Here is a 25,005-nt window from a genome sequence, read left to right on the forward strand (position 1 = left end):
TGCAGTCATGCGCGGATGTCCGCGCGGGGCTGCCCCAATGCCGCGCCGCAGCGGACACCGGGATAATCGAGGGCGGCCCGGCCCGGTGAGTTGCAGCGCGGGGCATAACCAAAACGACAGCCCCGGAGGACACCTTGAGCACGCGCATCCGCCGCAACCTTGTCTGCGGCCTGGGCCGGCCAGCAATGGCGGCACTGCTCGCGATGGCCGCCGATGCGCGTGCCAGTAACGGTCTCAACCTGGTCGGCTTCGGTGCCGAGTCGTTGGGGCTGGGCAGTGCCGACATCGCGATGTCGCGCGACAGCAACGCCGTCAACATCAATCCGGCCGGCCTGACGCAGATTGCCGCGCAGCGTTTCGACGGCTCGCTGGTGCCGTTCTACACCTTCGGTTACGCGCACACCGACGCCTTCAACGATAACGACAAGATCGACAACCCCTTCGGATTGTTCGGCAACGGTGCCTACGCGCGTCGCGCGCCGCACCCGGACCTGGTGTTCGGCCTGGGTCTGTTCGTTTCCGGCGGCACCGGCGTCACCTACGAGACGCTGCAAACCGCGTTCGGCACCACCGACGAATACTCGGCAGTGCTCGGCATCACCAAGATCGCCACCGGCATCGGCTGGCAGGTGAGCGAACAACTGAGCTTGGGCGCAGGCCTGAACCTGAGCTACTCGCAAACGCGACAGAAGGTGTTTCCCGATACGTCCGACGCCGATGCCGGATTCTTCGGCCTGCGCTTGGACGGCGCCGACGGGGTCAGTTTCAACGGCCGCCTGGGACTGCAGTACCGGGTCACACCCGAGCTGACCCTGGGCGCGAGCTGGGCCAGCGAAACCGACATCAAGCTCGAAGGTGGCACGCTGACGGTCAACTACGAGGATATCGGCTTGGGCAGGGTCAAGTACGAGGATGCCGAGGTCGATGGCTTCGCGCTGGCGCAGGAGCTGGGCGTCGGCCTGGCCTGGCAGTTCCATCCACGCTGGCTGCTGGCGGCCGAGGTCACCTGGCTGGACTGGTCCGGCGCGTTGGGTGACGCGCGACTGCGCGCGACGCGGCCGCGAAACGGCGATGCACCGGCGGTGGTGGAGATCACGCAGGCGCTGGACCATCGGGACCAGTACGTCGTCGGTGTGGGCCTGGCCTACGACTGGGACGACAAGACCGTGCTGCGCGTGGGGGTGAACATTGCCGACAACCCCATCCCCGCGCAGACCCTCACGCCGGTGCTGAACCTGACCGCCGATGGTGAGCTTGACCTGGGCCTGACGCGCCGGTTTGGCAAGGGCTGGGAATTCGGCACCGCGCTGCAATACCAGCCCTACAAATCGGTGGACTACAACAACCCGCAACAGCCCTTCGGGCCCTCGCGCGAGGACTACGGCGTGGTCGCACTGACGCTGCAGCTCAGCCGCAGTTGGTAGGGGGTATCGACATCGCGATGGCGACCGGTTTCGCCGTCGCGGTCGCTGCGATCCGCACGTGCCACGGTCGAAACCTTGTCCCCGGATCAGGCACGCGACTCGATCAACCCGATCAACCCGATCAACTCGGCGGTACGCGCCTGCATCAGTTCCGCATCGCCGCGCGATTCCACGTTGAGGCGGATCACCGGCTCGGTATTGGAGCCACGCAGGTTGAAGCGCCAGTCGGCAAAGCTCATGCCCAGGCCGTCGGTGCGATCGATCTGCGCCGCCTCGTCGCCGTAGTGCGCCTCGACCGCGACCAAGGTCGCCGCGACGTCCGTCACTTTCCGGTTCACCTCGCCACTGCAAGGGAAACGCGCCATGCGCTCGGCCACCAGCGCGCTGAGCGGCTGACCGCTAACGCAGACCAGCGCGGCGACCAGCAGCCAGGGGATGTTGCCGTTGTCGCAGTAGGCGAAGTCGCGAAAATAATGGTGCGCGCTCATCTCGCCGCCGTAGATGGCGTTCTCGGCCCGCATGCGCTCCTTGACGAAGGCGTGGCCGGTCTTGGATTGAATCGGCATGCCGCCGGCAGCCTGCACCATCTCGATGGTGTTCCAGGTCAGGCGCGGATCGTGGACGACCTTGGCGCCCGGCTCCCTGGCGAGCAGCGCCTGCGCCAGCAGGCCGACGATGTAATAGCCCTCGATGAACTCGCCACGCTCGTCGAACAGGAAGCAGCGGTCGAAGTCGCCGTCCCAGGCCACGCCAAACGCGGCACCGCTTTGCCGCACCGCGCGCACGGTATCGGCACGCATCTCCGGCAGCAGCGGGTTGGGAATGCCGTTGGGAAAGCGACCGTCGGGCTGGTGATGAACGCGCACGAACTCGAACGGCAGATGCGGGGCCAGCGCGTCGATCACTGCGCCGGCACCGCCATTGCCCGCGTTGACCACGATCTTCAGGGGCTTGAGCGCAGCCCGGTCGACGTAGCCCAGCAGGTGCTGCACGTAGGCGGGTCGAAAGTCGGTGGGCTGCATCTGTGGCACCGTCGACGGGGGCTTCCCGAACTGCGCCAGCGTGCGCGACTGCAGCTCGCGCAGCCCACTGTCCCCCGAGATCGGAATGGCGCCGGCGCGCACCAGCTTCATGCCGTTGTAGTCCATCGGGTTGTGGCTGGCGGTGATGGCGATGGCGCCGTCGACTCCGGGCTGCTGCGCGGCCCAGTAGGCTTCTTCGGTGCCGGCCAGCCCGAGGTCCAGCACCCGCACCTTGCGTGCGATCAACCCGTGCGCGAGCGCGTGAAGCAGCGGCTCGGACGACAGTCGCACGTCGCGACCCAGCGCCACGCAGCGCGGTTCGAACTGTTCGGCATAGGCCATGCCCAGGCGGTAGGCCAGGCCCGGATTCAGCTCGTCGGGTACGCGGCCGCGGATGTCGTAGGCCTTGAAGCAGCTCATGACCGAATGTTCTCCGGGAATTACTCCGCCCTGCGACCGTACACGTCGTCGAAGCGCACGATGTCATCCTCGCCCAGGTAGGCGCCGGACTGCACTTCGATCATTTCCAGCGGCACCTTGCCGGGATTCTCCACCCGGTGGGTGGTGCCCAGCGGAATGTAAGTGGACTGATCTTCGCTCACCAGGTATTCGCGCTCGCCGCAGGTGACCTTCGCGGTGCCGCGCACCACCACCCAGTGCTCGGCACGGTGATGGTGCATCTGCAGCGACAGCTTGTGCCCGGGCTTGACCGTGATGCGCTTGACCTGGAAACGGTCACCCAATGCCACGGTTTCATAGTGTCCCCAGGGGCGTGCCACCCGCGGCAGCGATTCGGCCTCGGGGCGCTTCAGGGCCTGCAGGCGCTTGACCAGCCTGCCCACGTCCTGCACGCGATCGCGCGCCGCCACCAGGATGGCGTCGTCGCTCTCCACCACCACGCAGTCGTCGACCCCGAGCATCGCCACCAGGCGTCGCCGTGCCTGCACCAGGTTGCGGTGCGAATCTTCCATCAGGCCCTGGCCGCGGACGTGGTTGCCGTGCTCGTCGGAAGCCGGCGTCAGCCCCAGGAATGACCACGAGCCGACGTCATCCCAGCCCGCATCCAGCGGCACCAGCGCGATGTTGCGGCTCTTTTCCATCACCGCGTAGTCGATCGAGTCGCTGCGGCAGGCCTTGAACGATTCGGCGTCCAGGCGCAGGAAGTCCAGATCGCGGGTGGCGCCGTCCAGCGCAGCTAGCGCGTGCGAGTGCATGTCCGGTTCCAGCGTCTGCAGCTCCGCCAGAAAGGTACCGGCCTTGAACATGAACATGCCGCCGTTCCAGTAGTAGCCGCCTTCCCGCAGGTACTGCTGCGCCTTGTCCAGTGACGGCTTCTCGAAGAAGCCGGAGACCTCGAATGCCCCCGGCACCACCGTTAGCGGCGCACCCACGTGCACGTAGCCGAAACCGGTTTCCGGGCGCTGTGGCTGAATGCCGAAAGTGACGAGCCGGCCCGCGGCGGCGGCCCCGGCCGCCTTCCCGGCGCTGGCCTGAAACGCCGCCACGTCGGTCACGGTCTGGTCCGCGGCCATCAGGAACACGATGGCGTCGTCGCCGTAAAGTTTCGCGACGTGATGCGCAGCGACCGCCGCCACCGGTGCGGTATTGCGGCCTTCCGGCTCCAGCAGGATGCCGGGATGTTCCAGGCCGAGCTCCTGCAACTGCTCCGCGATGATGAAGCGGTGACGCTCGTTGCCGATCACCAGTGGTGCCACCGCGCCGTCGATCTGCTGTGCGCGCCTGACCGTGGCCTGCAGCAGGCTGTCGTGATCGAGCAAGCGCAGGAACTGTTTCGGGTAATGCGCCCGCGACAGCGGCCACAGCCGCGTGCCGGATCCGCCTGCCATCAGCACGGGAACGACGGTCATGGAGGGTCCTTCGGAGTGGCGAAGAGTCACGGGCACAGACTATGCAAAAAGAAGCGCCCGCGAAATGGCGGGCGCGATCGAAAGCCGGATAAAGGTGAACCCGGTCAATGTCCGCCGTCCAGCGACTTGACGGCCTGGATCATCGACACCATCACCTTCTGGGCATCGCCGTCACGAACGATGGCGGTGTTGTCCTGGTGAGGTCGGAGCCGCGACTCGCTCAATGTCCGCCGTCCAGCGACTTGACGGCCTGGATCATCGACACCATCACCTTCTGCGCGTCGCCGTAGACCATGTTGGTGTTATCCGCGAAGAACAGTTCGTTCTCCACTCCAGAGTAGCCCTTGCCCTGACCGCGCTTGACCACGTAGACCTGCTTGGCGTGATCGACGTTGAGGATGGGCATGCCGTAGATGGGGCTGCTCTTGTTGGTGCGCGCAGCCGGATTCACGGTGTCGTTGGCGCCGATGACGATGGCGACGTCGGCTTCCTTGAACTCGCCGTTGATGTCTTCCATGTCGTAGATGATGTCGTAGGGCACCCCGGCTTCCGCCAGCAGCACGTTCATGTGACCGGGCATGCGGCCGGCGACCGGGTGGATGGCGAACTTCACGTCGACGTCGTTGGCCTGCAGGATCTTCACGAACTCGTAGAGCTTGTGCTGCGCCTGCGCCACCGCCAGACCGTAACCGGGCGCGATGATGACCTTCTGCGCGTAGCGCATGTTGATGCCGGCATCGCCCGCATCGACCGGCTTCATGCTGCCCTTGATCTCGCCCTGCTGTTCGTCGCCCGCCGCGCCGAAGTTGGAGAACAGCACATTCGACACGCTGCGGTTCATGGCCTTGGCCATGAGCAAGGTCAGCAAGGTGCCGGCCGAGCCCACCACCATGCCGGCAATCATCAGCGCCGGGTTGTTGATCACATAGCCTTCGAAGCCGACGGCCAGACCGGTGAACGCGTTGTACAAGGAGATCACCACCGGCATGTCGGCACCGCCGATCGGCATGGTCATCATCACGCCGTAGACCAGCGCCATGGCAAAGAAGATGGTGATTTCCAGCGCGCCGACCTGCCCGCCGTTGTAGATGATCCAGGCGCCCAGACCTGCGGTCACCGCCAGAAAGGTACCGTTGATGAGTTGCAGGCCGGCCAGTCGCAGGGTCTTTTCGATGCGTCCGTCGAGCTTGGCCCAGGCGATCAGCGAGCCGGACAGCGACACCGATCCGATCAGTCCGCCGAGCACCGCCAGGGTGAGCACGATGTGGCCATGAGTCTTGTAGCCGTAGAGCTCGATCGCGGCGATGGCCGCCGCTGCGCCGCCGCCCATGCCGTTGTAGAGCGCAACCATCTGCGGCATCGCGGTCATCGCGACCTTCTTGCCGCTCCACCAGGCCCAGCCCAGGCCGACGCCTAGCGCGATGGCCGCGAGGACGATGTTGGTGGTCAGATGCGGGCGGGCGGCCTCGTTGACGTCCAGCGTGTAAAGAAAGCTGGCGACCACTGCGACCACCATGCCCCAGCCGGCGACGACGATGCCCGAGCGCGCGGTGACCGGCGAGGACATGCGCTTCAAGCCGTAGATGAAGAGAAACGCGGCGACAAAGTAGCTGGCGTCGATGATGAGGGCTGCGTTCATGGGTTTTCCGTGAGGCGTGAGGCGCAAGGCGTGAGGTGTCGAGGGTCAGGCGTTCTCATGGCGAGGCAGGCGGCGCGGTTTGCGCCTCACGCCTCACCCCTGACGCCTCACGTCTTCTTCTTGTCCGAAGGCTTGAACATTTCGAGCATGCGCTCGGTCACCACGTAGCCGCCGGCCGCGTTGCCGGCGCCGAGCAGCACGCCGAAGAAGCCGATCACCTGTTCCAAGGTGCTCGACGCATTGACCAGCGCCCACAGCGCGCCCACCACCACGATGCCGTGCACGAAGTTGGAGCCCGACATCAGCGGCGTGTGCAGGATCGAGGGCACGCGGCCGATGATCTCGTACCCGGTGAAGGCCGCGAGCATGAAGATGTACAGGGCGACGAAGCCGGTCAGGATGGTGGTGGTGTATTCCATTAGAGAAGCTCCGGGAATCGGGAATGGAGAATCGGGAATCGGAAAAACGGATGCGTCGGCGACTCAGCGATTCCCGATTCCCGATTCCCGATTCCCAGTGGTTTCGACGGCGTTCTTGGCCATCTCGTTCTTGATCTCGCCAGCGTGCGTCAGGCAGGCCTTGGCCAGCACCTCGTCCTCCCAGTCGATGCCGATCGCACCTTCCTTGACGAACAGTTCGATCAGATTGAACTGATTCTTCGCATACAGCTCGCTGGCATGTTCGCCGAGCAGGCTGGGCACGTTGAGCGGCGCACAGATCGTGACCTGGCCGACCTGCGTGGTTTCGCCCGGCACCGTGTATTCGCAGTTGCCGCCGCCTTCCGCCGCCAGATCCACGATCACCGCGCCCGCCTTCATCCCGTCGACCTGCGCCTTGCCGATCAGCTTCGGCGAGGGGCGGCCCGGGATGGCGGCGGTAGTGATGATCAGGTCGGCGGCCTGAATGTGCTTGGTCACCACCGCGGCGATCTTGTCCTTCTCCTCGGCGGTGAGCTCACGGGCGTAGCCGCCCTGGCCGCGCGCATCGACGCCGGTGTCGACGAACTTCGCGCCCAGCGACTCGGCCTGCTCCTTGGTTTCCGGGCGCACGTCGTAACCCTCGGTCATCGCACCCAGGCGGCGTGCGGTGGCCAGGGCCTGCAGGCCGGCCACGCCCAAGCCCATCACCAGGCACTTGGCCGGCCGGATCGAACCCACCGCCGTGGTCATCATGGGAAGAATTCGCGCGAGCTGCGTGGCGCCCAGCAGCGCGGCGTAGTAGCCGGCCAGCGCGGCTTGGCTGGACAGCGCGTCCATCGCCTGCGCACGTGTGATGCGCGGCACCAGCTCCATCGCAAAGCAGGTGATCTTGCGGTCGCGCAGTTTGGCGGTGAGCGCGGTCTCCTTGTGCGCATAGACGAAGGAAATGAGGATCGCGCCTTCCTTCATCGCGTCCACCACGTCGGACGAGGGCGGCTGCACTGCGAGCACGATGTCGGCGTCCGAGACCAGCCCCAGTGGGTTGGCCGCGAAATGCACGGCCTTGTAGGCGCTGTCCGGCAGCTTCACCGCCAGCCCGGCGCCTGCCTGCATGTGCAGCTCGGCCCCGAGCTTGTTGAGCTTGTCGGCGACGACGGGAACCAGCGCGACGCGCTTCTCGCGTGGCGCGGTCTCCTTGAGCACGGCGATTTTGACCGGCATGCGGTGATCCCTTCCCGGAAGTTTTGATGATGAGGACTGCGGGCCGGACCCTATTGTGAAAGCGCCGTTACCCGTTTAGGGGGGAGGAGTTTAATCCAAGCCGCGCCGGCTCAGGGCGACCGGCTATCCGCAGGCCGGCTCCAGAGTCCTGGTGAGCCCGGTTCCTCCGCGGCTACTTTCTGAGCAGGTCGCGGATCTCGGTCAGCAGCTTTTCCTCGTTGCTGGGTCCGGGCGGCGGCGGTGGCGGTACTGCCGCCGCTTCCTCTTTGCGCTTGGCAGCGTTGATCGCCTTGATCACCATGAAGACGGCAAACGCGACAATGACGAAATCGAAAGTGACCTGGATGAATTTGCCGTAGCCCAGCAGGACCGCGGGGGTGTCGCCCTCGGCGGCCTTGAGCGTGATGGCCATTTCCGAGAAATCGATTCCGCCGATGATCAGGCCCAACACCGGCATCACGATGTCCCCGACCAGGGAAGACACGATCTTGCCAAAGGCGGCGCCGATGATGACGCCGACGGCCAGATCGACCACGTTGCCGCGCATTGCGAACTGCTTGAATTCCTGGACCATGCTCATGGCTTTGTTTTCCCGGTTTTTTTGCCCTGGATGGGGCGGGTGGATTCTAGGGATTCTCTGATTTACCTGGTGACTGGCGCCCCAAGCCGATAAGAAATCCGAATTATGGGTGCTTGGATCGCCTCGGATGCCTCGTTTCTTGGCCTTTCGGCCTCAATCGCTGTGCAGCAGGCGGATTACGCCTGCTGCAGCTTCATCAATTGAGCGCGCGCCAGGTACAGGTTGGCCAGCGCGCAGGTCACCTGCAGCCGGTGCAGGTTCTTCGCCAGACCGCGGTAGCGGACCTTGGTAAAACCGAAGCGCAGCTTGATCACCGCAAAGACGTGCTCGACCTTGGCGCGCACCTTGGACTTGGTCCGGTTCTTCGCCCGCTCTGATTCGTCGATGACGCCCTTGAGACGGTAGCGCCGGTTGGTGAAATCCAGCGCCTGCGGGGCCTTCTCACGAATGACGCTGCCCTGACCGCGATACGCCTGATCACCCCACACCCGCGTCTCCTGGCCGTGCAGCAGTTCCGGCAATACCCGGCAGTCGGCCACGTTCGCCGCCGTGGCTTGTACCGAATGAATCAGCCGGGTCCGGCTGTCGACACCCACGTGCGCCTTCATGCCGAAGTACCACTGGTTGCCTTTCTTGGTCTGGTGCATCTCGGGATCGCGCTGCTGTTGCTGATTCTTGGTCGAACTCGGCGCGCCAATGATCGTGGCATCCACGATCGTCCCTTTGCTGATCTTGAAGCCCTGCTCCTGAAGGTAGCGCTGGACCTGGTCAAACAGCGGCTTGCCCAGGGTGTTGCGCTCCAGCAGGTGGCGGAACTTGCAGATCGTGGTTTCGTCCGGCGGCGCCTCCAGGCCCAGGTCAATCCCCGCAAAACGGCGCATCGACGCCGAGTCGTACAAGGCCTCCTCGGCCGCCGGGTCCGACAGATCGAACCACTGCTGCAGAAAGTAGATCCGCAGCATCCGCTCCAGTGCTATCGGTGGCCGTCCGCCGCTGCCGGTATCCTTGAAGTAATACGGCTCGATCACCTCGCACAGCGAGGACCACGGCATCACCGAGTCCATCTGCTCCAGGAAGCGCGCCCGCTTGGTCGTGCGCGCGTACTTCTCAAATCCACTGCCCAGGCTCTGTTGCTTCATCAAAGTCATCCGTCTGTCCGTTCCAGATTGAAACGCAAACAGCGTGCAACTTCGAGAGGTAAATCAGAGAATCCCTAGCCAGTCTGGCCAGCGCGCCGGGCCCGTCGCGAACCTGCGTGAACGCAGGGTCCGGGGCCGCTCAGGCCAGGCAACTGGGCAGGCCGCTGGCGATGTCCGGGTAGCGCAGCTGCACGTGCAGGTCTTCGAGCATGCGGTTGTTGCGCAGGCGTTTGGACTCTTCCAGGAATGACAGCAAGGCAGGGCTGAGCGCGCTGCGCGCCTCGTCCAGCGACACCTGCGGCGGTTCCGGCAGGCCCAGCAGGCGTGCGCAGCGACCGAAATAGTCGCTCATGGTGCTGGGGTGGCCGTCGCTGGCGTTGTAGGCCGCCGCATGCTTTCCGCGCTGCATCGCCGCCAGCACCGCGTCGGCCAGGTCTTCGGCGTGAATGCGGTTGGTCCAGCGTCGCTGCGCGGGGTCGTCAACATCGCGCACCACGGGCAGTCCGCGGCGCAGTCGCTCTACCGGGAGCCGGCCCGGACCGTAGATGCCGGGGACGCGCAGGACGCAGTAGCGGCTGCTGCCGTTGGCCGGCAGAGCGGCCAGCATCCGCTCGGCATCGAGCCGCCTGCGGCCGCGGTCGGTCTGCGGCTTTAGGGGTTCGTCTTCGTCGATCCAGCGACCCTCGCAATCGCCGTAAACGCCGGACGTGGACAGATACACGATCTTGCGCGGTGACGACGCCAGCCCGTGCAGCCAGCGCTGCAGGCGCGGATCGCGGTCGCCCGTGCTTGGCGGTGGTGCCAGCCAGTAAACCTGTTCGGCGTCCGCAGGCGCCTGGTGATCGAGGTCCAGGGTCAGCGCGTCGATCCGCTGTGCCCGCAGCCGTGCGGCGCTGGACGGCGACCGCACCACGCCGGTGACCGGCTCGCCTGCCTGCTGCAGCCGCGCCGCCAGCCGCAGTCCGATGTCGCCGCAACCGACGATCAGATTCTTCAGCGGACGCATGCGGATCGGCCGTCCGCTCAGCGGCAATGGGTGTCGGCCTGTTCCTTGGCCGCATTCAGACGACGCATGAACTCGTCTTCTTCCATGCGCGCGAGATTGCCGTCGTCGGCCGGGATCACCAGGCGCCGCGCCGTGCGCTCTTCCAGAAACGCCACGCGATCGCGTGCCTCTCGGCATTTGCGCTGCGCGGTTTCCTTTTCCTGCTTGGCCTTGGCCTCTGCTTCCTCGCGCGCTTTGTTTTCGGCCTCGCGCCTTTGCAGGAACTGGCGGGTGCGCTCCTGCATGCTGGGTTCGCTGGCTGCGGGCGCGGCCCCGGCGCCCTCGTCGGCGCTGCTGCGCGGCGCGCCGTGTGCTTCGATAACGTCGTAGGCGGTGCCGCGGGGCGGCACCTGACCGAAGTGAACCTGGCCATTGGCGTCCACCCAGCGGTACACGGTGGCAGCGGCGGCAGGTGGCACCAGTCCTGGATGCAGGCTGGGCACCAGGGCCAGCAGCAACGCAACGATGACAGGCTTCATGCAGGGCTCCGGTTCCACCAAGGTGCGACCGGGATCATAACGTCAGCTCAGCGCGGCGCCTGATCGCGCGCACCGGAGAGCGTGAAGCGCTCGGGGTCGAACGCGATCTCGACCCGTTCCGGATCGCCCTCGTCGATGCCCAGGACCAGATAGCGTCGGGTGCCCAGTTCGTAGGACACCTCCACGGCTGGAATCAGCGTGGCGCGGTCGTAGGCCATGATCGTGTGCACTTCCTGCGAGCGCCACAAACGATCGCGGTTGTCGTACAGGTCGACCATCAGAATCTGCCAGCTGTCCTCGTCGATGTAGAACGTACGGCGCTTGTAGCGATGCGTGGCGTTGGGCTTAAGGCTGGCCTCGATCACCCACACGCGATGGACCTCGTAGCGTGTCAGCGCCGGGTTCAGGTGCGCCGGGCGGATCAGCTCGCGCAGGTTCACGCGCCCGCTGTGGGCGGCGTAGGCGTTGTACGGCACCACCATCTCGCGCTTGTCGGCGATCCGCCACAGGTAGCGTTCGGGACTGCCGAAGTAGGTGTCGAGCTGATCGTCGGTGCGCAGGTTCTCGGACAGAATGGCGGGGCTGTCGTAGCCGTAGGTCTTCTCCAGCCGCATGCGACGCGGGCCCGGCAATTGTCGCCACAGCTTCTGCGGCTGGGCGTCGAAGTTGGCCGGTTCGTGGATCAGACTCAGAAAACCTTCTATGCGCTCGGGCTGCAGCGCCACCTGCAGCCATTTCAGCGCGATGCCGTCCTCGACCGCGCCTTCGGGTCCGGCGTACGGCATGCCGACGTCCTCGCGCATTCGCAGCACGTGCGCGCCGCCGGACTGGGTGACCGTTGCCTGTGTCACCCAGCGACTGTAGCCGGTGCCGCGATAACGCAGCTTGTGGTTCCAGATCGGCTCCACGCCGTCCTTGGGAATGGGGAAGGGCACCGCGGTGGCTGCGTCGCGCACACCGTTGCCGCTCGGCAGCAGGCTGGCGCCGATGGCGTTGCGATAGGCCGCCTCGTACACCGCCCCGGGATTGGCGAAACTGCGCCGCGTCGGGTAGACCGGCATGCTGAAGCTGGGATGCTCGCGCACCATCTCGATCTGCGCCGGCGACAGGAAATCCAGCCACTTCTCCAGGGTATCGCCGTTGATCACGGCGTAGGGTTGGTCGTCCGCATAGGGGTTGCAGTAACGGTTGCCTTCAACGTGGCAGGGTGGCGGTGCGGTCAGGCCGCCGCGCCACTCGGGAATGGTGCCTTCGGCATTGCCCGCTCGTTCGGCACCCATCGGCGTCAGGCGGGCGCGCAGCTGGCTGGCCTCGCGCTCGGTGACCTTGGCGGCCACGGGCAGGGTGGCGAACAGAAAAATCAAACAAGCGTGCAGCCGCATTTCCAGCCTCGTTGGTGGAATGGAGGGGGTCAAACTCGATAGTGCAGCAGATTTCAGCGCTTGAGCCAAGAACGCGGATCGACGGCATTGGTTCCCTGCCGAATCTCGAAGTAGACGCCGTTGCGATCCTGTCCGCCGCTGTTGCCGGCGGTTCCGAGCGAGTTGCCGGCGGTCAGCGTTTCGCCGACTTCCACCGCGGATTCCTGCAAATGGCCGTAAAGCGACAGATAAGGGCCGGGATGATCGACGATCACCAGCAGCCCGTAGCGCTGCACCCAGCCGACGTACACCACGCGACCGTCGGCCACCGCGCGCACCGGGGCGCCGGCCGGGGACTCGATCCACCAGCCGTTCCAGGTCAGCGGGCCGCCGCCCTTGGGACTGCCGAAGCCGGCCAGCAGCTTGCCGCGTAGCGGCCATGGCAGGCGTCCGCGCTGGCTCTTGAACGGCACGCCGCGTTCGTATTTCATGGTGGGCGAATCGCGCAGCGCCTGGCGCAGGCTCTCCAGCAGCTTCTCGACGCGCCCCTGCTCGGCGCGCGCGCGCGCAATTTCGGTGTCGCGGCTGACGGTGCGTTGGCGCAGCGCCTCGAGCTGGGTGCGCCGCGCCTTCTGCGCCGCCTGCAACTCGCCTAATCGCGCCTGCTGCTGCTGCTGTTTGGTCTCCAGCCCGGCCTGTTCTTCCTTGAGGAAGGCTTCGGCGATGCGCAGCTGCTCGATGGTGGCAAGCAGATCGCGCACCTGTTCCTGCAGCGCACCGGCCAGGGTCGATGTGTCGGCGTCCAGGCGTTCCATCCCGCCTTGCGGACCTTGGCGGAACAGCATCTGCAGGCGCCCGGGGTTGCCGGCCATGTAGCTGGCGCGCAGAGCCCGCGCGAGGTCGTCGCGGCGGGCTTCGGCCTGTTGCAGGGCTTTGTCCTGCTCGGCCTGGGCGGCGCGTACCTGCTGCTGTTGCGCCTCAACCTCGGCGCGCGCGAGACGCAGGGCGGCGGCCGCGGCGGACAGCGCCTTTTCCGCAGCCTCAATGTCTTGGCGCAAGCGGTCCTGATGGCGCCGGTCGCCCGCCTGCTCGCGATCCAGTTCGGCCACGCGCGCGCGCAAGGTCTTGAGTTCGGACTCGCGGCGCTGGGATTCGGTATCGCCCAGCGTCGCCGTCGGCACGAGGATTGCAAAGCAGAGCAGAGCGATCCGGCTCGCGGCGCAAGGATGGGTTCGGCGTCGGCGGGCGCACGATGCGATAATCGACATACGCGATGGTGTCACGTCGCGTACGCCTTTCGCAGCCGGCAATGCTGCGCGCTCCGTTTTTTCGCGTCACCGCAACGATCGGTCCACAACCATGCAGCAGTTCATCGAATTCATCGGTAACAACATTCCGCTGTTTGCGGCGTTCGTCGTGGTGCTGGCCCTGTTGGTTGCCAACGAGGTGCACGGCAGCCTCACCGGTGGCAAGCGCCTGACCGCGCTGGAAGCGGTACGCATGATCAACGACCGCGAGCCCCTGATCGTCGATCTTCGTCCGCTCGGCGAGTTCAAGAAAGGCCACATGCTCAACGCCGTCAACCTGCCGCTAGCCAAGCTGGAGGATCGCGTCGGCGAGCTGGGCAAGGACCGTAGCCGGCCGGTGCTGGTGTACTGCGCGATGGGCGTTTCCAGCACGGATGGGGTGGCCAGGCTCAAGAAGCTGGGCTTCACCGAGGTCTACCCCATTCGGGGCGGGCTCAACGCCTGGCTGCAGAACAACCTGCCGGTGACCACGAAATAAAGCGATGCCATGAACGCCGTTCGCGTCTACAGCACCCTGTTTTGTCCGTACTGCGTGATGGCCAAGCGTCTGCTCGACGGCAAGGGCGTGCGCTTCGAGGAAATCCGCGTCGACGAAGACCAGGCGCGGCGCGAAGAGATGATGCGCGTCAGCGGGCGCCGTACGGTGCCGCAGATTTTCGTTGGCGATACCCACGTCGGCGGGTGCGACGAGCTGTACGCACTGGACCGGGCCGGCCAGCTGGACCCCTTGCTGCGCGGAAGCTGAGGGCGGCAGCGGTTCCGAGCGGGTATCCTTGCGCCCGCTTCGACGTCTCGCGATTCATCCGCGAGCATCGGATTCTTTCCCTGCCCCGCCACGAGAAATCACCCATGGCTGAAGAAAACGCCGCTGCCGGCAACGGCGCGCAAAAGCCCAACCGACAGGTTCTATTGCAGAAGATCTACGTCAAGGACGCGTCCATCGAGGTGCCGCAGGCACCGCAGATCTTCGCCACCAATGTACAACCGCAGATCGACGTCAACGTCGGCACCCAGATGAAGCCGATGAAGGATGATCTGTTCGATGTCGTCCTGACCGTTACCGTCACCGCCAAGACCGGCGACGACACCGCGTTTCTGGTCGAAGTGCAGCAGGCAGGCATTTTTCTGGTGCGCGGCTTCGACAATCCTCAGGAAAAAGGCGCAATTCTCGGCGGCTACTGCCCAAGCATGCTGTTCGCGTTCGCCCGCGAAGCGGTATGCGACTTCGTGCAGAAGGCCGGCTTCCCGCAGTTGTTGTTGCAGCCGATCAACTTCGAGGCCCTGTATCTGGAGCACTTGGCGCGCCAGCGTGCCGAATCCAAATCCGTCATCACCGACCCCTCCGCGGCACCGGCCACGCACTGAGGTCTTGACGCCATGATCGAGCTGGGGGTGCTCGGCGCCGGCTCCTACGGCACGGCCATGGCGATCCAGCTGGCCCGTCGCGGCACGCCGACCCGTCTGTGGGGGCGCAATGCCGACGAAATTGCGGTCATGCAGGACGCGCGGGTCAATGCGCGCTATCTGGCGGGATGCCATTTCCCGGCCTCGCTGACGGCCACCGCCGACCTGCCGGGCACGGTGCAGGGCAGTGCCCATCTGCTGGTCGTGGTGCCCAGCCACGCTCTGCGCGAAACCCTGATCCGCATCGAGCCGATGCTGAATCCTGAGCAAGGCCTGGCCTGCGCCTGCAAGGGCCTGGAACCTGGCAGCGGCCTTCTGGTTCACGAAGTGGTGGCCGACGTGCTGGGCGCTGCCCGGACGCTGGCGGTGGTTTCAGGACCCACCTTTGCCAAGGAGATGGGCATGGGGCTGCCCACCGCGGTGACGGTGGCGTCGCGCACGCCGGCCTTCGCCGATCTGGTGGCGCAGGCCCTGCACGGCGACGGCTTTCGCGCCTACACCTCGGTCGATGTGGTCGGGGTGGAAATCGGCGGTTCTGCGAAGAACGTGATGGCCATCGCCGTCGGTATCGCCGATGGCATGGGCCTGGGCGCCAATACCCGCGCAGCGCTCATCACCCGCGGTCTGGCCGAGATCATGCGCCTGGGCGAAGCCTTGGGCGCGAGTCCCGAAACGATGATGGGTCTGGCCGGGATGGGCGACCTGGTCCTGACCTGTACCGACAACCAGTCGCGCAACCGCCGGATGGGGCTGTTGCTGGCGCAGGGCAGGAGCGTGGCGGATTCGATCGCCGAAATTCAACAGGTGGTGGAAGGCGTCAAGGCGGCGCCGGAAGTGCTGCGCTTGGCGCGTCGCCTGCAGGTGGACATGCCCATCACCGAGCAGGTCGTGGAGTTGATCGAGGGCCGCATCACGCCGGTGCAGGCGGTCAAGAATCTGGCCACACGCCCGTCGCGGGCCGAGGCCGAGTAGGTCCTGGGGCCGGACTCAGACCGACGGCACCAGCGGCGTAGCGACCAGCACCGGCCCGCTGGGACCATCTTTTGCCGGAGAACCGCCAGCGGGCTCCAGGCTGACGGCGATGCGGCCACTCGGTCGTACGCGCACCTGCGCCGGCAACGCGATCTGCCAGGCGCCCTGGCGCGGCAGCAGGCCCAGCGACACCACGCCTTCGTCGCCCAGCCACCAGAGTTCGTAATCCTGGTCGAAGCCCAGCTTGGCCGGACCGTTGGCCAACACGCGTACCGCGCGGGTATCCGGAAGGATGCTGACGGTCCACTGCGCTTCTTCCTCGGGCAGCCTCAGCGCGGCGACGTAGGCCTGCGTCTGTACCTTGACTTCGACGATGCGCGGGCCCGGTTCGGGTGTGACCGTAGCCGGCATGAACTGGCGCAGCAGCAGCAGCGCCATGACCAGCGAAGCGGCGGTGGCGAAGCCGGCCCACAGGCGCCAGAAACTCAAGTTGGCACGACGTCGCTGCTCGGTGATCGGCACCACCTTGCCGTCCATCTCGCGCACGCGGTGTTCGATTTCCGCCCATACCTGCATGCGCGGCGGCACCGGCTCGAATATGCCGAGGTCGTCGAAGCGTGCCTCCCAGTAGCGAACCTCGGCGCGCAGCACCGGGTCTTCGGCGAGCAGGCGCCGAAACCGGCGGCGGGCGGCGCCGGTCAGGGTGCCCGCCACGTATTCGGCGGCGAGCATCTGTTGGAGTCGTGGCGAGCGGTAGTTCACGTTACTCGTCCAGGCAGTCGCGCAAGCGCGCCAGGCCGCGGCGCACCCAGCTTTTGACGGTGCCCAACGGTGCTTTCAAGCGCACGGCCAGTTCCTGGTGGGTATAGCCCTCGTAATAGGCCAGCAGCAGCGCGTCGCGCTGTTCTTTGGGCAGTTCGCGCAGACAGGCTTCCATGCGCGCGATGCCCTGACCCTCGACGGCGCGAGCCATCGGATCCTCGGCCTCGTCGTGCAGGGTCAGCGGCGGTAGCGAGAAGTCGTCGTCGCCGTCGGGCATCTCCACTTCCGGCCGCTTCATTCTCAGCAGATCGAGCGCGCGATAGCGGGCCACACTGAGCAACCAGGTAAGCGGGGCACCTTTTTCCGCATCGTAGGTTTCCGCTTTTTGCCATATCTTGATGTAGCAATCCTGGAGAGCTTCTTCCGCCCAATCGCGACGTTGCAGCATACGCAGCAGCAATCCGAACAGATGCGAACTGGACTCGCGGTAAAGCTCCGCAAACGCCCGCCGGTCGCCCGTTGCGGTCGCGTGCAATAGTCGGGTGAGTTCCTGTGAATCGGCCATTCGGCTCGTTCTCGTCCTCCAAACGACATGATAGCGGGCCCGCGTGTGCGTGGCGGGCAATGTTGCTCCGCACGCCAGTGCGCCGGGTTCGGACCGACGTTGCAAATGGTCGCACCAAGTCCCTGATCGATGGTTACAGCACGGGAACGATGATGCAGCAGACGGCGGTCCGCTGCGCGGGAAACGCGGCGCAGCGGGCCTATAATCCGCAGAGCATTTCTGAGAGCAAGAACTTGACTCACGCCAGCTTTCCCGCGATCCGTCCGCGCCGCCTGCGTCGTACCGCCGCGCTTCGCGCCATGGTGCGCGAGTCTGTGCTGGCACCGGAACATCTGATCCAGCCGCTGTTCGTAGCCGAAGGCGATCTAGCCGGGTCGATCGGTTCCATGCCCGGCGTCCATCGGATGGACATCGCCGCGCTGGTGCGCGAATGCGAGCAGTTGCAGGCGCTGGGTATCGCCTGCGTTGCGCTGTTTCCAGTGATCCCGCAGGGCCTCAAGAGCGACGAGGGCGACGAGGCGCTGAACCCTCAAGGTCTGGTGCCGCGCGCCGTACAGGCGGTCAAGCAGGCCTGTCCTGAGCTGGCGGTGATGGTCGATGTGGCGTTGGATCCGTTCACCACGCACGGACACGACGGTGTGCTGGATGGCGGCGACGTCGATAACGAGCGCACCGTGGAAATCCTGCGGCGCCAGGCCTTGGTGTACGCGCGAGCGGGCGCCGACATCGTGGCGCCCAGCGACATGATGGATGGCCGCGTCGGGCAGCTGCGCGAGGTGCTGGAGCGCGACGGGCAGCGGCACACTCTGATCCTGTCCTACGCCGCCAAGTACGCTTCCGGCTTTTACGGGCCTTTTCGCGATGCGGTGGGCTCGGCGCGAAATCTCGGCAAGGCCGACAAGCGCACCTACCAGATGGATCCGGCGAACAGCGACGAGGCCCTGCGCGAGGTGGAACTGGATCTGGACGAGGGCGCCGACATCGTCATGGTCAAACCCGGCATGCCCTATCTGGACATCGTGCGCCGGGTCAAGGATCGCTTCGCAGTACCGGTGGCGGCCTATCAGGTCAGCGGCGAGTACGCGATGCTGCACGCCGCCATCGACAATGGCTGGCTGGACCGCCGTACTGTTCTGATGGAAGCGCTGCTGTGCTTCCGCCGCGCGGGCGCCGACCTGATTCTCAGCTACTACGCCAAGCAGGCCGCGGTCTGGCTGGCGGAATAAATACGCGCTCACTCCACATGGACCGTTACGCCGTCATCGGGCAGCCCATCGCCCACTCCAAGTCGCCCTCGATCCATGCGCACTTCGCGCGGCAGACCGGGCAGGTGCTGGAATACACCGCGCTGGCCGTGCCGGCAGATCGCCTTGCCGAGGAATTGCAGCGCCTGCATGCGCTCGGCCTGCGCGGGCTCAATGTGACCCTGCCGCACAAGCAGGCAGTAGCGGCACAGTGCGAATCGATTTCCGAGCGCGCGCGGCAGGCAGGTGCGGTGAACACGCTGCAGCGCACGGAAAGCGGCTGGAGCGGCGACAACACCGACGGTGTCGGCTTTGCGGCGGACCTGAAACGCCTGGGCATCGCGCTGCGCGCCAGGCGCGTGCTGGTGCTCGGCGCCGGCGGTGCGGCGCGTGGGATTCTCGAACCCATCCTGGCGGCGTCGCCGGCACTGGTTGCGGTATCCAACCGCAACCCCTGGAAGCCGGAGGCGCTGGCCGAGTCTTTCAAGCCCCTCGGCGAGGTTCTGCCGCGCACGCATGTGGCGCTCAAGGGCGATCGTTTCGATGTGATCGTCAACGCCACCTCGGCCGGACATTCGGGTCAGATGCCGCTGATGCCATCAGGACTGCTGGCGCCGGGCGGCGATTGCTACGACCTCAGCTACGGTCCCGCGCATGCTCCGTTTGCCGCTTGGGCGGTGCGCCAGAACGCGGCGCGCATCGAGGACGGCCTGGGCATGCTGGTGGGCCAGGCTGCTTCCGCGTTCGAGATCTGGCGCGGCGTCGAGCCGGCGTGGGAAGCGGTGATCGTGGCGCTGCGGCGCGAATTGCAGGTCGGTACGGACACCGACCTGGTGGCGGCGGTGCACGCGCCGGTGCATCGATCCCACGTCGAGCTGCCGCCGCAGGACTGAAGCGGCTCCGCAGCCGCAATCAATCAGTCGCGCTCGGCAACCTTGGCCTGCGCCTCGACTTCACGTGCCTCCGGCGTGGTCCATTGCGCTACCAGGATGCCCAGCTCGTAAAGCAGATAGGTCGGCACCGCCAGCAGAATCTGCGACAAGACGTCCGGCGGCGTCAGCACCGCTGCAATGACGAACACACCGACCAGCACGTACTCGCGCTTGTCCTTGAGCTGTTGCGGAGTGACAAAGCCGGTTTTCACCATCAACACGATCGCCACCGGCGTTTCGAACGCCAGGCCGAAGGCCAGAAAGATCGACAGGATGAAGTTGAGGTATTTGTTGATGTCCGTCATCACCGCCACGCCCTCGGGCGCAACGCTGATCAGGAAATGGAACACCGTCGGCAGTACCAGGAAATACGCCATGGCCATGCCCAGATAAAACAGCAGAGAGCTGGAGATGAGTACCGGCGCGACCAGCCGTCGTTCGGTCTTGTACAGGCCCGGCGCCACGAATGACCACATCTGGTAGAGCGTCCACGGAATGGAGATCGCCACTGCCAGCACCCCGGCCAGTTTGATCGGGGCGAAGAATGGCGATGCCACCTCGGTGGCGATCATCGACGTGCCTGCGGGCAGCAGGGTCATCAGCGGCTTGGCCGCGAATGCGTAGATTTCCTTGGCGAAATATGCCAGCGGGATGAAGGCCAGGCCGACGCCATAGATGATGCGCACGACGCAGTCGCGCAGCTCCAGCAGATGCGCGATCAGCGGCTGCTCGGGCGCCGAGTTTTCTGGCGGGGTGTCGCTCACGGTTTGGGCTTGAGATCCTGCGACACGTCATCGGCGATGCTGCGACTTTCGCGTTCGACGGCGGTTTCCGCCTCACGCAGGGCGCTCTTGGCCTCTTGCAGCTGCTGCTTGATCTCCCGCACCTGGGTCTCGCGCTCCAGTTCGGTGGACAGATTCCGCATGTAGCCGCGGGCCTGACCGGCCCACCGGCCGACGGTGCGCGCGACCTTGGGCAGCTTCTCCGGTCCCAGAACGATCAGAGCGACCACGAAAGCCAGCGCCAGCTCGGTGAAGCTGATGTCGAACAAGGCGGCGGTCCGTCAGACCTTGTGCGAATCGCGCGCCGGGGTTTCGGACGTGGACTTGTCTTCGTCCGCGGTGAGTTCGGCGGTGTGTTTGTCTGCGGTGTCCTCGCCGTCCTTCATCGAGCCCTTGAAGTTCTTGATTGCACCGCCGAGGTCGCCGCCCAAGTTGCGCAGCTTCTTGGTGCCGAACACCAAGATCACGATCGCCAGAACGATCAACCAATGCCAGACACTGAATGTACCCATGATGCTTTTCTCCTTGCCGACGCGGTGTCGCGCGGCGAATTGTGCGCCTATTTGTCTTTGCCGTCGGTGCGGCTGGCTTTTTCCGCCAGGCCCGACCGACCGCTCCTTCTGTCCAGCTCTACGGCCAAATCGGCCGGAGAGATGCCTGCCTGCGCCATCAGGACGAACAAGTGGTAAAGCAGATCCACCGTTTCATAGACCAGCTCCGGACGGGTTCCGTTCTTGGCGGCGATCAGCGTTTCGGTCGCTTCCTCGCCCAGCTTCTTGAGAATGTGGTCCAAACCCTTGGAATAAAGGCTGGCTGCGTACGATTTCGTCGGATCGGCCGATTTGCGGTCCAGCAAGGTGGCATAGAGCGCGTCCAGCGCGCGGCCGATGTCGGATGAGTCGCTCACCCTAGCGTGCTCAGATGACGAATGCGGGAAGCGACTGCTCCCGCACGCGCACGCCGTGTTCCGAAAGATAGCGCTTGGCGTCGCCGACGGTGTGAGTGCCGTGGTGGAAGATGCTGGCCGCCAGCACCGCGTCGGCATGGCCCTCCTGCAGGCCATGGACGAGGTGATCGAGGTTGCCGACGCCGCCGGAGGCGATCACCGGTACCGGGACCGAATCGCAGATCGCGCGCAGCAACTCCACGTCGTAGCCTTCCTTGGTGCCGTCGCGGTCCATGCTGGTGACCAGCAGTTCGCCAGCGCCGTGCTTGACCATGCGTACCGACCATTCCACCGCATCGATGCCGGTGGATTTACGCCCTCCATGGGTAAAGACTTCCCAGCGCAGCGGTTCCTTTTTTTTCGACACGCGCTTGGCGTCGATCGCCACCACGATGCACTGCACGCCATAACGGTCGGCGGCCTCGGTCACCAGTTCAGGACGCTGCACCGCCGCGGTGTTGATCGACACCTTGTCGGCGCCGGCTTTGAGCAGTGCGCGCACGTCGGCGCAGGTTCGCACGCCGCCGCCCACCGTCAATGGGATGTAGATTTCCCGTGCCACCGCCTCCACCGTCTGGAACAGGGTAGGGCGGTCGTCGGAGCTGGCGGTGATGTCCAGGAACACCAGTTCATCGGCGCCCTGGCGGTCGTATTTGCGCGCCACTTCGACCGGGTCGCCGGCATCGCGCACGTCTTCGAACTTGACACCCTTGACCACGCGCCCGCGGTCGATGTCCAGGCAGGGGATGACGCGTTTGGCGAGCATGGGAGTCGGAAATGGCGAATCGGGAATCGTTCGAATCAAAGGCACCGAGCGTCGTCGGCTTGGGCGATTCCCGGATTCATCACAGCGCCGCCTTCAGACAATCCTTGAGGCTCAATCCGCCCTCGTAAAGCGCGCGTCCGATGACAGCACCGGCCACGCCTTCGACCTCGAGTTCCTTGAGCCGGCGAATGTCCTCCAGCGAGGACACGCCGCCACTGGCAATCACCGGTGTGTTAACCGCGGCCGCCAGCTTGCGCGTCGATTCCACGTTGAAACCGGCCATCATGCCGTCGCGGCCGATGTCGGTGTAGATGATGGCTTCGACGCCATCGCGCTCGCAGTGCTGTGCCATCTCCACCACATCGTGGTGGGTCAGCTTGGCCCAGCCGTTGAGGGCGACTCGGCCGTCTTTGGCGTCGAGCCCGACAATGATGTGACGAGGGAACTCCAGGCACAGGTCGTGCAGAAAATGCGGGGTGTTGACCGCCTTGGTGCCGATGATGACGTAGGAAACGCCGGCATCCAGATAACGCTGCACGGTTTCCTCGTCGCGGATACCGCCGCCGACCTGCACCGGCACCTCGATCGCCTCGGCGATCTGTTCGACGATGCGCAGATTCATCGGCTGGCCCTTGACCGCACCGTCGAGGTCGACGATGTGCAGGCGTTCTGCTCCTTCGTCGGCCCAGCGCCTGGCCATGGAAACCGGGTCGGAGGAGAACACGGTGACGTCGTCCATGCGCCCTTGGCGCAGGCGAACGCATTCGCCGTTCTTGAGATCGATTGCAGGGATCAACAGCATTGCGAGCGTGCCGGGCGGGTGGTCGCGTATGGGAGGAAAGCGCCGCAGCGGCGCGACAAATCTGCAGAATGAAGGTTCCCCGTGTGCACGCGACTGTGCCTCAATCATTCGGTGCGGGCAATAGGGGGTACGGCATGCGCATCAACGGTTGCCGATGCCGTATTCGCGGCAATCAGGGAACGTCATGACGACTGCCCGGTCCGCGTCAGTCGACTATCCGGGCACCGTCCCGTCCCATTGCACGAAGTTGGCGAGCAGGCGCAAGCCGGCGCCCTGGCTTTTTTCCGGGTGGAACTGGAATGCCACCAGATTCTCGCGCGCGATCGCACAGGCAAACGCGTGCACGTAATCGGCGCTGCCGATCACGTGCCGCGATTCGCGTGGGCGTGCGTAGTAGCTGTGCACAAAATAAAACCAGCTGTCGTCAGGTACGCCGGCCCAGATCGGGTGCGCGTGCGTCTGATGCACCCGATTCCAGCCCATGTGCGGAACCTTCAGTCGTTCTGCGCCGGCTTCCGGCAGCCGTGGCGGGTCGGTGAAGCGCACCACCTCGCCGGGGAACAGTCCCAGCGCCGGGACGCCCTCGTTCTCTTCCGAGAATTCCAGCATGACCTGCATGCCCAGGCAGATTCCGAGCATGGGCAGCTTCTGCGAGGCCTCCAACACCAGATCGCTGAGTTCCAGACGCCGCAGCTCGTTCATGCAGCCGCGCACGCCGCCGACGCCGGGCAGTACCAGCTTGTCGCACTTGATGAGTTTCTCTGGATCGAAGGAGATCTCGATGCGGTCCGACCCTGCGACCCGCTCCAGCGATTTGCCGAGCGAATGCAGGTTGCCCATGCCGTAGTCGATGACGCCGATAATACTCATCGGAGCGTTGGCTCCGGCCAACGTCCCCCTACCGCGAATCGGGAGAGGGGGCGACCGTCTGCGGTAGCAGACGGTGGGGTGGGGGCATCTCGCAGCAAGGAGCTAGTCTCGTTGACGAGGTTCAGAGCGAACCCTTGGTCGACGGGGTGACGTCGCCCATCCGTGCGTCTTTGGACACCGCCACGCGCAATGCGCGGCCGAACGCCTTGAACACGGTTTCCGCGATGTGGTGCGCGTTGCGTCCGCGCAGGGCGTCTACGTGCAGGGTGGTCTTGGCGTGGTTGACGAACCCGCCGAAGAACTCGCGAAACAGATCGACATCGAATTCGCCGATGTGCGAACGCGGGAATTCGACGAACCACTCCAGCCCCGGACGACCCGACAGATCGATCACCACGCGCGACAGCGCCTCGTCCAGCGGAACGTAGGCGTGGCCGTAGCGGGTGACGCCCTTCTTGTCGCCGACCGCCTGGTCCAGGGCCTGGCCCAGAGTGATACCAATGTCCTCGACCGTGTGATGGGCGTCGATATGCAGGTCGCCGTCGGCCTGAATGCTCAGGTCGATCAATCCATGGCGCGCGACCTGGTCCAGCATGTGGTCGAGGAACGGCAGGCCGGTGGCAAGCCTGGACACCCCGGTACCGTCGAGGTTGATGTCGACGCGGATGGTCGTCTCTCGCGTCTGGCGGGAAACGCTGGCAGTGCGGGCTTGCATCGGACTTCGCGGTTCGGGGGGCGGCAAGGATAGCGCCAGTCAGGTTGCTTTTGAACTGATGGTCAATTTGGTCGCCGACGCGTTGACGCGGGATTTTCAGGCTTGCAACCGGAAAGTCACCGGGCCGTCGTTGGTCAGGGTCACCTGCATGTCGGCGCCAAAGTGGCCGCAGGCGACCGGGCCGTGGCTTCGGCGCGCCTGCGCGACCAGGTGATCGAACAGCTGCCGCGCCAGCATAGGCTCGGCCGCAGCCGAGAAGCTTGCGCGCATGCCTTGGCGTGTATCGGCGGCCAAGGTGAACTGCGGTACCAGCAGCAGGCCGCCTCCGCAGTCGGCCAGGGAGAGATTCATGCGTCCCTGCGCATCCGCGAACATGCGGTAGCCCAGTACGCGCTGCAGCAGACGCTCGGCCCGCGCCGCCGAATCGTCTGCCTGCACACCAACCAGCACCAGCAAGCCGGCGCCGATCTCCGCGATTCGCTGGCCCGCGACATCGACGTGGGCGCGACTGACGCGCTGCAGGAGGCCGATCACGAGGGGCCGGCAGCCTGGGCGGCAGCAACGCGCGCGGCTACGGCTGCGTCCTTTCTGAGAATGCTTCGCTGCGTCTTATCAAGCCGAATCACGGTTCGCCCCGCCGCCTCAAAAAGTCCGAATCGAAATGGCCACGCGTTGCCTGCGCCCTTGCTGCCAACGGGGCCCCGGGCAGGTTCGCGAAGATAGAAGGATGCGTTCGCAGCG

At 65.4% G+C, this 25,005-nt stretch carries 29 protein-coding genes; 7 read left to right on the plus strand and 22 right to left on the minus strand.

What is annotated here, in order from left to right; all coding sequences use genetic code 11:
* The first annotated feature begins 134 nt into the window (after window positions 1-134).
* Window positions 135-1,424, plus strand: a complete 1,290-nt coding sequence (locus ACOOHP_RS01700) for an OmpP1/FadL family transporter (RefSeq protein ID WP_420464733.1) — start codon at window positions 135-137, stop codon at window positions 1,422-1,424.
* A gap of 86 nt (window positions 1,425-1,510) precedes the next feature.
* On the opposite strand, the gene ACOOHP_RS01705 is transcribed toward ACOOHP_RS01700, so the two are convergent.
* The 11 genes from ACOOHP_RS01705 to ACOOHP_RS01755 all read right to left on the minus strand — a co-directional run bounded on the left by ACOOHP_RS01705 (window position 1,511) and on the right by ACOOHP_RS01755 (window position 13,378).
* Entirely contained in the window at window positions 1,511-2,866 is a 1,356-nt protein-coding gene (locus tag ACOOHP_RS01705) for a phosphomannomutase (RefSeq protein WP_420464734.1), read from the minus strand.
* Between the two features lie 20 nt (window positions 2,867-2,886).
* Window positions 2,887-4,314, minus strand: coding sequence for a mannose-1-phosphate guanylyltransferase/mannose-6-phosphate isomerase (locus ACOOHP_RS01710; RefSeq protein ID WP_420464735.1), 1,428 nt, complete (start codon window positions 4,312-4,314; stop codon window positions 2,887-2,889).
* A gap of 220 nt (window positions 4,315-4,534) precedes the next feature.
* Entirely contained in the window at window positions 4,535-5,953 is a 1,419-nt protein-coding gene (locus ACOOHP_RS01715; protein WP_420464736.1) for an NAD(P)(+) transhydrogenase (Re/Si-specific) subunit beta, read from the minus strand.
* A 107-nt stretch (window positions 5,954-6,060) separates the two neighbouring features.
* Window positions 6,061-6,372 carry an NAD(P) transhydrogenase subunit alpha gene (locus tag ACOOHP_RS01720; RefSeq protein ID WP_420464737.1) on the minus strand — a complete coding sequence of 104 codons (312 nt, stop codon included), beginning with the start codon at window positions 6,370-6,372 and terminating at the stop codon, window positions 6,061-6,063.
* Between the two features lie 63 nt (window positions 6,373-6,435).
* On the minus strand, window positions 6,436-7,593 hold the full coding sequence (locus ACOOHP_RS01725; RefSeq protein WP_420464738.1) for an NAD(P) transhydrogenase subunit alpha: 1,158 nt from the start codon (window positions 7,591-7,593) through the stop codon (window positions 6,436-6,438).
* 172 nt (window positions 7,594-7,765) lie between these two features.
* On the minus strand, window positions 7,766-8,173 hold the full coding sequence (gene mscL / locus ACOOHP_RS01730) for a large-conductance mechanosensitive channel protein MscL (protein WP_420464739.1): 408 nt from the start codon (window positions 8,171-8,173) through the stop codon (window positions 7,766-7,768).
* Between the two features lie 176 nt (window positions 8,174-8,349).
* Window positions 8,350-9,312 carry an IS5 family transposase gene (locus tag ACOOHP_RS01735; RefSeq protein ID WP_420464632.1) on the minus strand — a complete coding sequence of 321 codons (963 nt, stop codon included), beginning with the start codon at window positions 9,310-9,312 and terminating at the stop codon, window positions 8,350-8,352.
* Window positions 9,313-9,451: 139 nt separating this feature from the next.
* Complete coding sequence (locus tag ACOOHP_RS01740) at window positions 9,452-10,318, minus strand: SDR family oxidoreductase (RefSeq protein ID WP_420464740.1); 867 nt, start codon at window positions 10,316-10,318, stop codon at window positions 9,452-9,454.
* A 17-nt stretch (window positions 10,319-10,335) separates the two neighbouring features.
* A complete protein-coding gene (locus ACOOHP_RS01745; protein WP_420464741.1) occupies window positions 10,336-10,836 on the minus strand; it encodes a DUF4124 domain-containing protein in 501 nt (166 codons plus the stop codon).
* A 47-nt stretch (window positions 10,837-10,883) separates the two neighbouring features.
* Window positions 10,884-12,218, minus strand: coding sequence for a DUF1329 domain-containing protein (locus ACOOHP_RS01750; protein ID WP_420464742.1), 1,335 nt, complete (start codon window positions 12,216-12,218; stop codon window positions 10,884-10,886).
* Window positions 12,219-12,271: 53 nt separating this feature from the next.
* Window positions 12,272-13,378 carry a murein hydrolase activator EnvC family protein gene (locus tag ACOOHP_RS01755; RefSeq protein ID WP_420464743.1) on the minus strand — a complete coding sequence of 369 codons (1,107 nt, stop codon included), beginning with the start codon at window positions 13,376-13,378 and terminating at the stop codon, window positions 12,272-12,274.
* Window positions 13,379-13,556: 178 nt separating this feature from the next.
* Here ACOOHP_RS01755 and ACOOHP_RS01760 point away from each other — a divergent pair, with 178 nt between their 5' ends.
* The 4 genes from ACOOHP_RS01760 (at window position 13,557) to ACOOHP_RS01775 (ending at window position 15,880) form a co-directional block, all read left to right on the plus strand.
* The gene (locus ACOOHP_RS01760) at window positions 13,557-13,982 is read left to right on the plus strand and encodes a rhodanese-like domain-containing protein (RefSeq protein WP_420464744.1); all 426 of its coding nucleotides are present in this window, start codon (window positions 13,557-13,559) and stop codon (window positions 13,980-13,982) included.
* Between the two features lie 9 nt (window positions 13,983-13,991).
* The gene (gene grxC / locus ACOOHP_RS01765; RefSeq protein ID WP_420464745.1) at window positions 13,992-14,249 is read left to right on the plus strand and encodes a glutaredoxin 3; all 258 of its coding nucleotides are present in this window, start codon (window positions 13,992-13,994) and stop codon (window positions 14,247-14,249) included.
* Between the two features lie 104 nt (window positions 14,250-14,353).
* Entirely contained in the window at window positions 14,354-14,869 is a 516-nt protein-coding gene (secB, locus tag ACOOHP_RS01770) for a protein-export chaperone SecB (RefSeq protein WP_420464746.1), read from the plus strand.
* A 12-nt stretch (window positions 14,870-14,881) separates the two neighbouring features.
* The gene (locus ACOOHP_RS01775) at window positions 14,882-15,880 is read left to right on the plus strand and encodes an NAD(P)H-dependent glycerol-3-phosphate dehydrogenase (RefSeq protein ID WP_420464747.1); all 999 of its coding nucleotides are present in this window, start codon (window positions 14,882-14,884) and stop codon (window positions 15,878-15,880) included.
* Window positions 15,881-15,895: 15 nt separating this feature from the next.
* Here ACOOHP_RS01775 and ACOOHP_RS01780 read toward each other — a convergent pair whose 3' ends face one another.
* Together ACOOHP_RS01780 and ACOOHP_RS01785 are read right to left on the minus strand one after the other, a co-directional pair.
* Window positions 15,896-16,642 carry an anti-sigma factor gene (locus tag ACOOHP_RS01780; RefSeq protein ID WP_420464748.1) on the minus strand — a complete coding sequence of 249 codons (747 nt, stop codon included), beginning with the start codon at window positions 16,640-16,642 and terminating at the stop codon, window positions 15,896-15,898.
* A 1-nt stretch (window position 16,643) separates the two neighbouring features.
* Entirely contained in the window at window positions 16,644-17,207 is a 564-nt protein-coding gene (locus tag ACOOHP_RS01785; protein WP_420464749.1) for a sigma-70 family RNA polymerase sigma factor, read from the minus strand.
* 233 nt (window positions 17,208-17,440) lie between these two features.
* Here ACOOHP_RS01785 and hemB point away from each other — a divergent pair, with 233 nt between their 5' ends.
* Complete coding sequence (gene hemB, locus ACOOHP_RS01790) at window positions 17,441-18,433, plus strand: porphobilinogen synthase (protein WP_420464750.1); 993 nt, start codon at window positions 17,441-17,443, stop codon at window positions 18,431-18,433.
* A 17-nt stretch (window positions 18,434-18,450) separates the two neighbouring features.
* Window positions 18,451-19,344 carry a shikimate dehydrogenase gene (aroE, locus tag ACOOHP_RS01795; RefSeq protein WP_420464751.1) on the plus strand — a complete coding sequence of 298 codons (894 nt, stop codon included), beginning with the start codon at window positions 18,451-18,453 and terminating at the stop codon, window positions 19,342-19,344.
* Between the two features lie 23 nt (window positions 19,345-19,367).
* Here the strand turns inward: aroE and tatC are convergent, their stop codons facing one another.
* From tatC to dtd, 9 genes are all read right to left on the minus strand, one after another.
* On the minus strand, window positions 19,368-20,147 hold the full coding sequence (gene tatC / locus ACOOHP_RS01800; RefSeq protein WP_420464752.1) for a twin-arginine translocase subunit TatC: 780 nt from the start codon (window positions 20,145-20,147) through the stop codon (window positions 19,368-19,370).
* A complete protein-coding gene (gene tatB, locus ACOOHP_RS01805; RefSeq protein WP_420464753.1) occupies window positions 20,144-20,434 on the minus strand; it encodes a Sec-independent protein translocase protein TatB in 291 nt (96 codons plus the stop codon). Before tatB ends, tatC begins: the two co-directional genes overlap by 4 nt.
* Window positions 20,435-20,446: 12 nt before the next feature.
* A complete protein-coding gene (tatA, locus tag ACOOHP_RS01810; protein ID WP_420464754.1) occupies window positions 20,447-20,677 on the minus strand; it encodes a Sec-independent protein translocase subunit TatA in 231 nt (76 codons plus the stop codon).
* Window positions 20,678-20,724: 47 nt separating this feature from the next.
* Complete coding sequence (locus ACOOHP_RS01815; protein ID WP_420464755.1) at window positions 20,725-21,072, minus strand: phosphoribosyl-ATP diphosphatase; 348 nt, start codon at window positions 21,070-21,072, stop codon at window positions 20,725-20,727.
* Window positions 21,073-21,082: 10 nt separating this feature from the next.
* Window positions 21,083-21,877 (minus strand): imidazole glycerol phosphate synthase subunit HisF, encoded by a 795-nt coding sequence (gene hisF, locus ACOOHP_RS01820; protein ID WP_420464756.1) that lies wholly within the window; start codon window positions 21,875-21,877, stop codon window positions 21,083-21,085.
* Window positions 21,878-21,956: 79 nt separating this feature from the next.
* On the minus strand, window positions 21,957-22,679 hold the full coding sequence (gene hisA, locus ACOOHP_RS01825; RefSeq protein ID WP_420464757.1) for a 1-(5-phosphoribosyl)-5-[(5-phosphoribosylamino)methylideneamino]imidazole-4-carboxamide isomerase: 723 nt from the start codon (window positions 22,677-22,679) through the stop codon (window positions 21,957-21,959).
* A 213-nt stretch (window positions 22,680-22,892) separates the two neighbouring features.
* Complete coding sequence (gene hisH, locus ACOOHP_RS01830) at window positions 22,893-23,549, minus strand: imidazole glycerol phosphate synthase subunit HisH (RefSeq protein WP_420464758.1); 657 nt, start codon at window positions 23,547-23,549, stop codon at window positions 22,893-22,895.
* Window positions 23,550-23,670: 121 nt separating this feature from the next.
* Complete coding sequence (hisB, locus tag ACOOHP_RS01835) at window positions 23,671-24,264, minus strand: imidazoleglycerol-phosphate dehydratase HisB (RefSeq protein WP_420464759.1); 594 nt, start codon at window positions 24,262-24,264, stop codon at window positions 23,671-23,673.
* Window positions 24,265-24,360: 96 nt separating this feature from the next.
* Window positions 24,361-24,798, minus strand: a complete 438-nt coding sequence (gene dtd / locus ACOOHP_RS01840) for a D-aminoacyl-tRNA deacylase (RefSeq protein ID WP_420464760.1) — start codon at window positions 24,796-24,798, stop codon at window positions 24,361-24,363.
* Window positions 24,799-25,005: the final 207 nt, after the last annotated feature.

This window comes from Panacagrimonas sp., assembly GCF_965216805.1.
GTDB lineage: Bacteria > Pseudomonadota > Gammaproteobacteria > Nevskiales > Nevskiaceae > Panacagrimonas.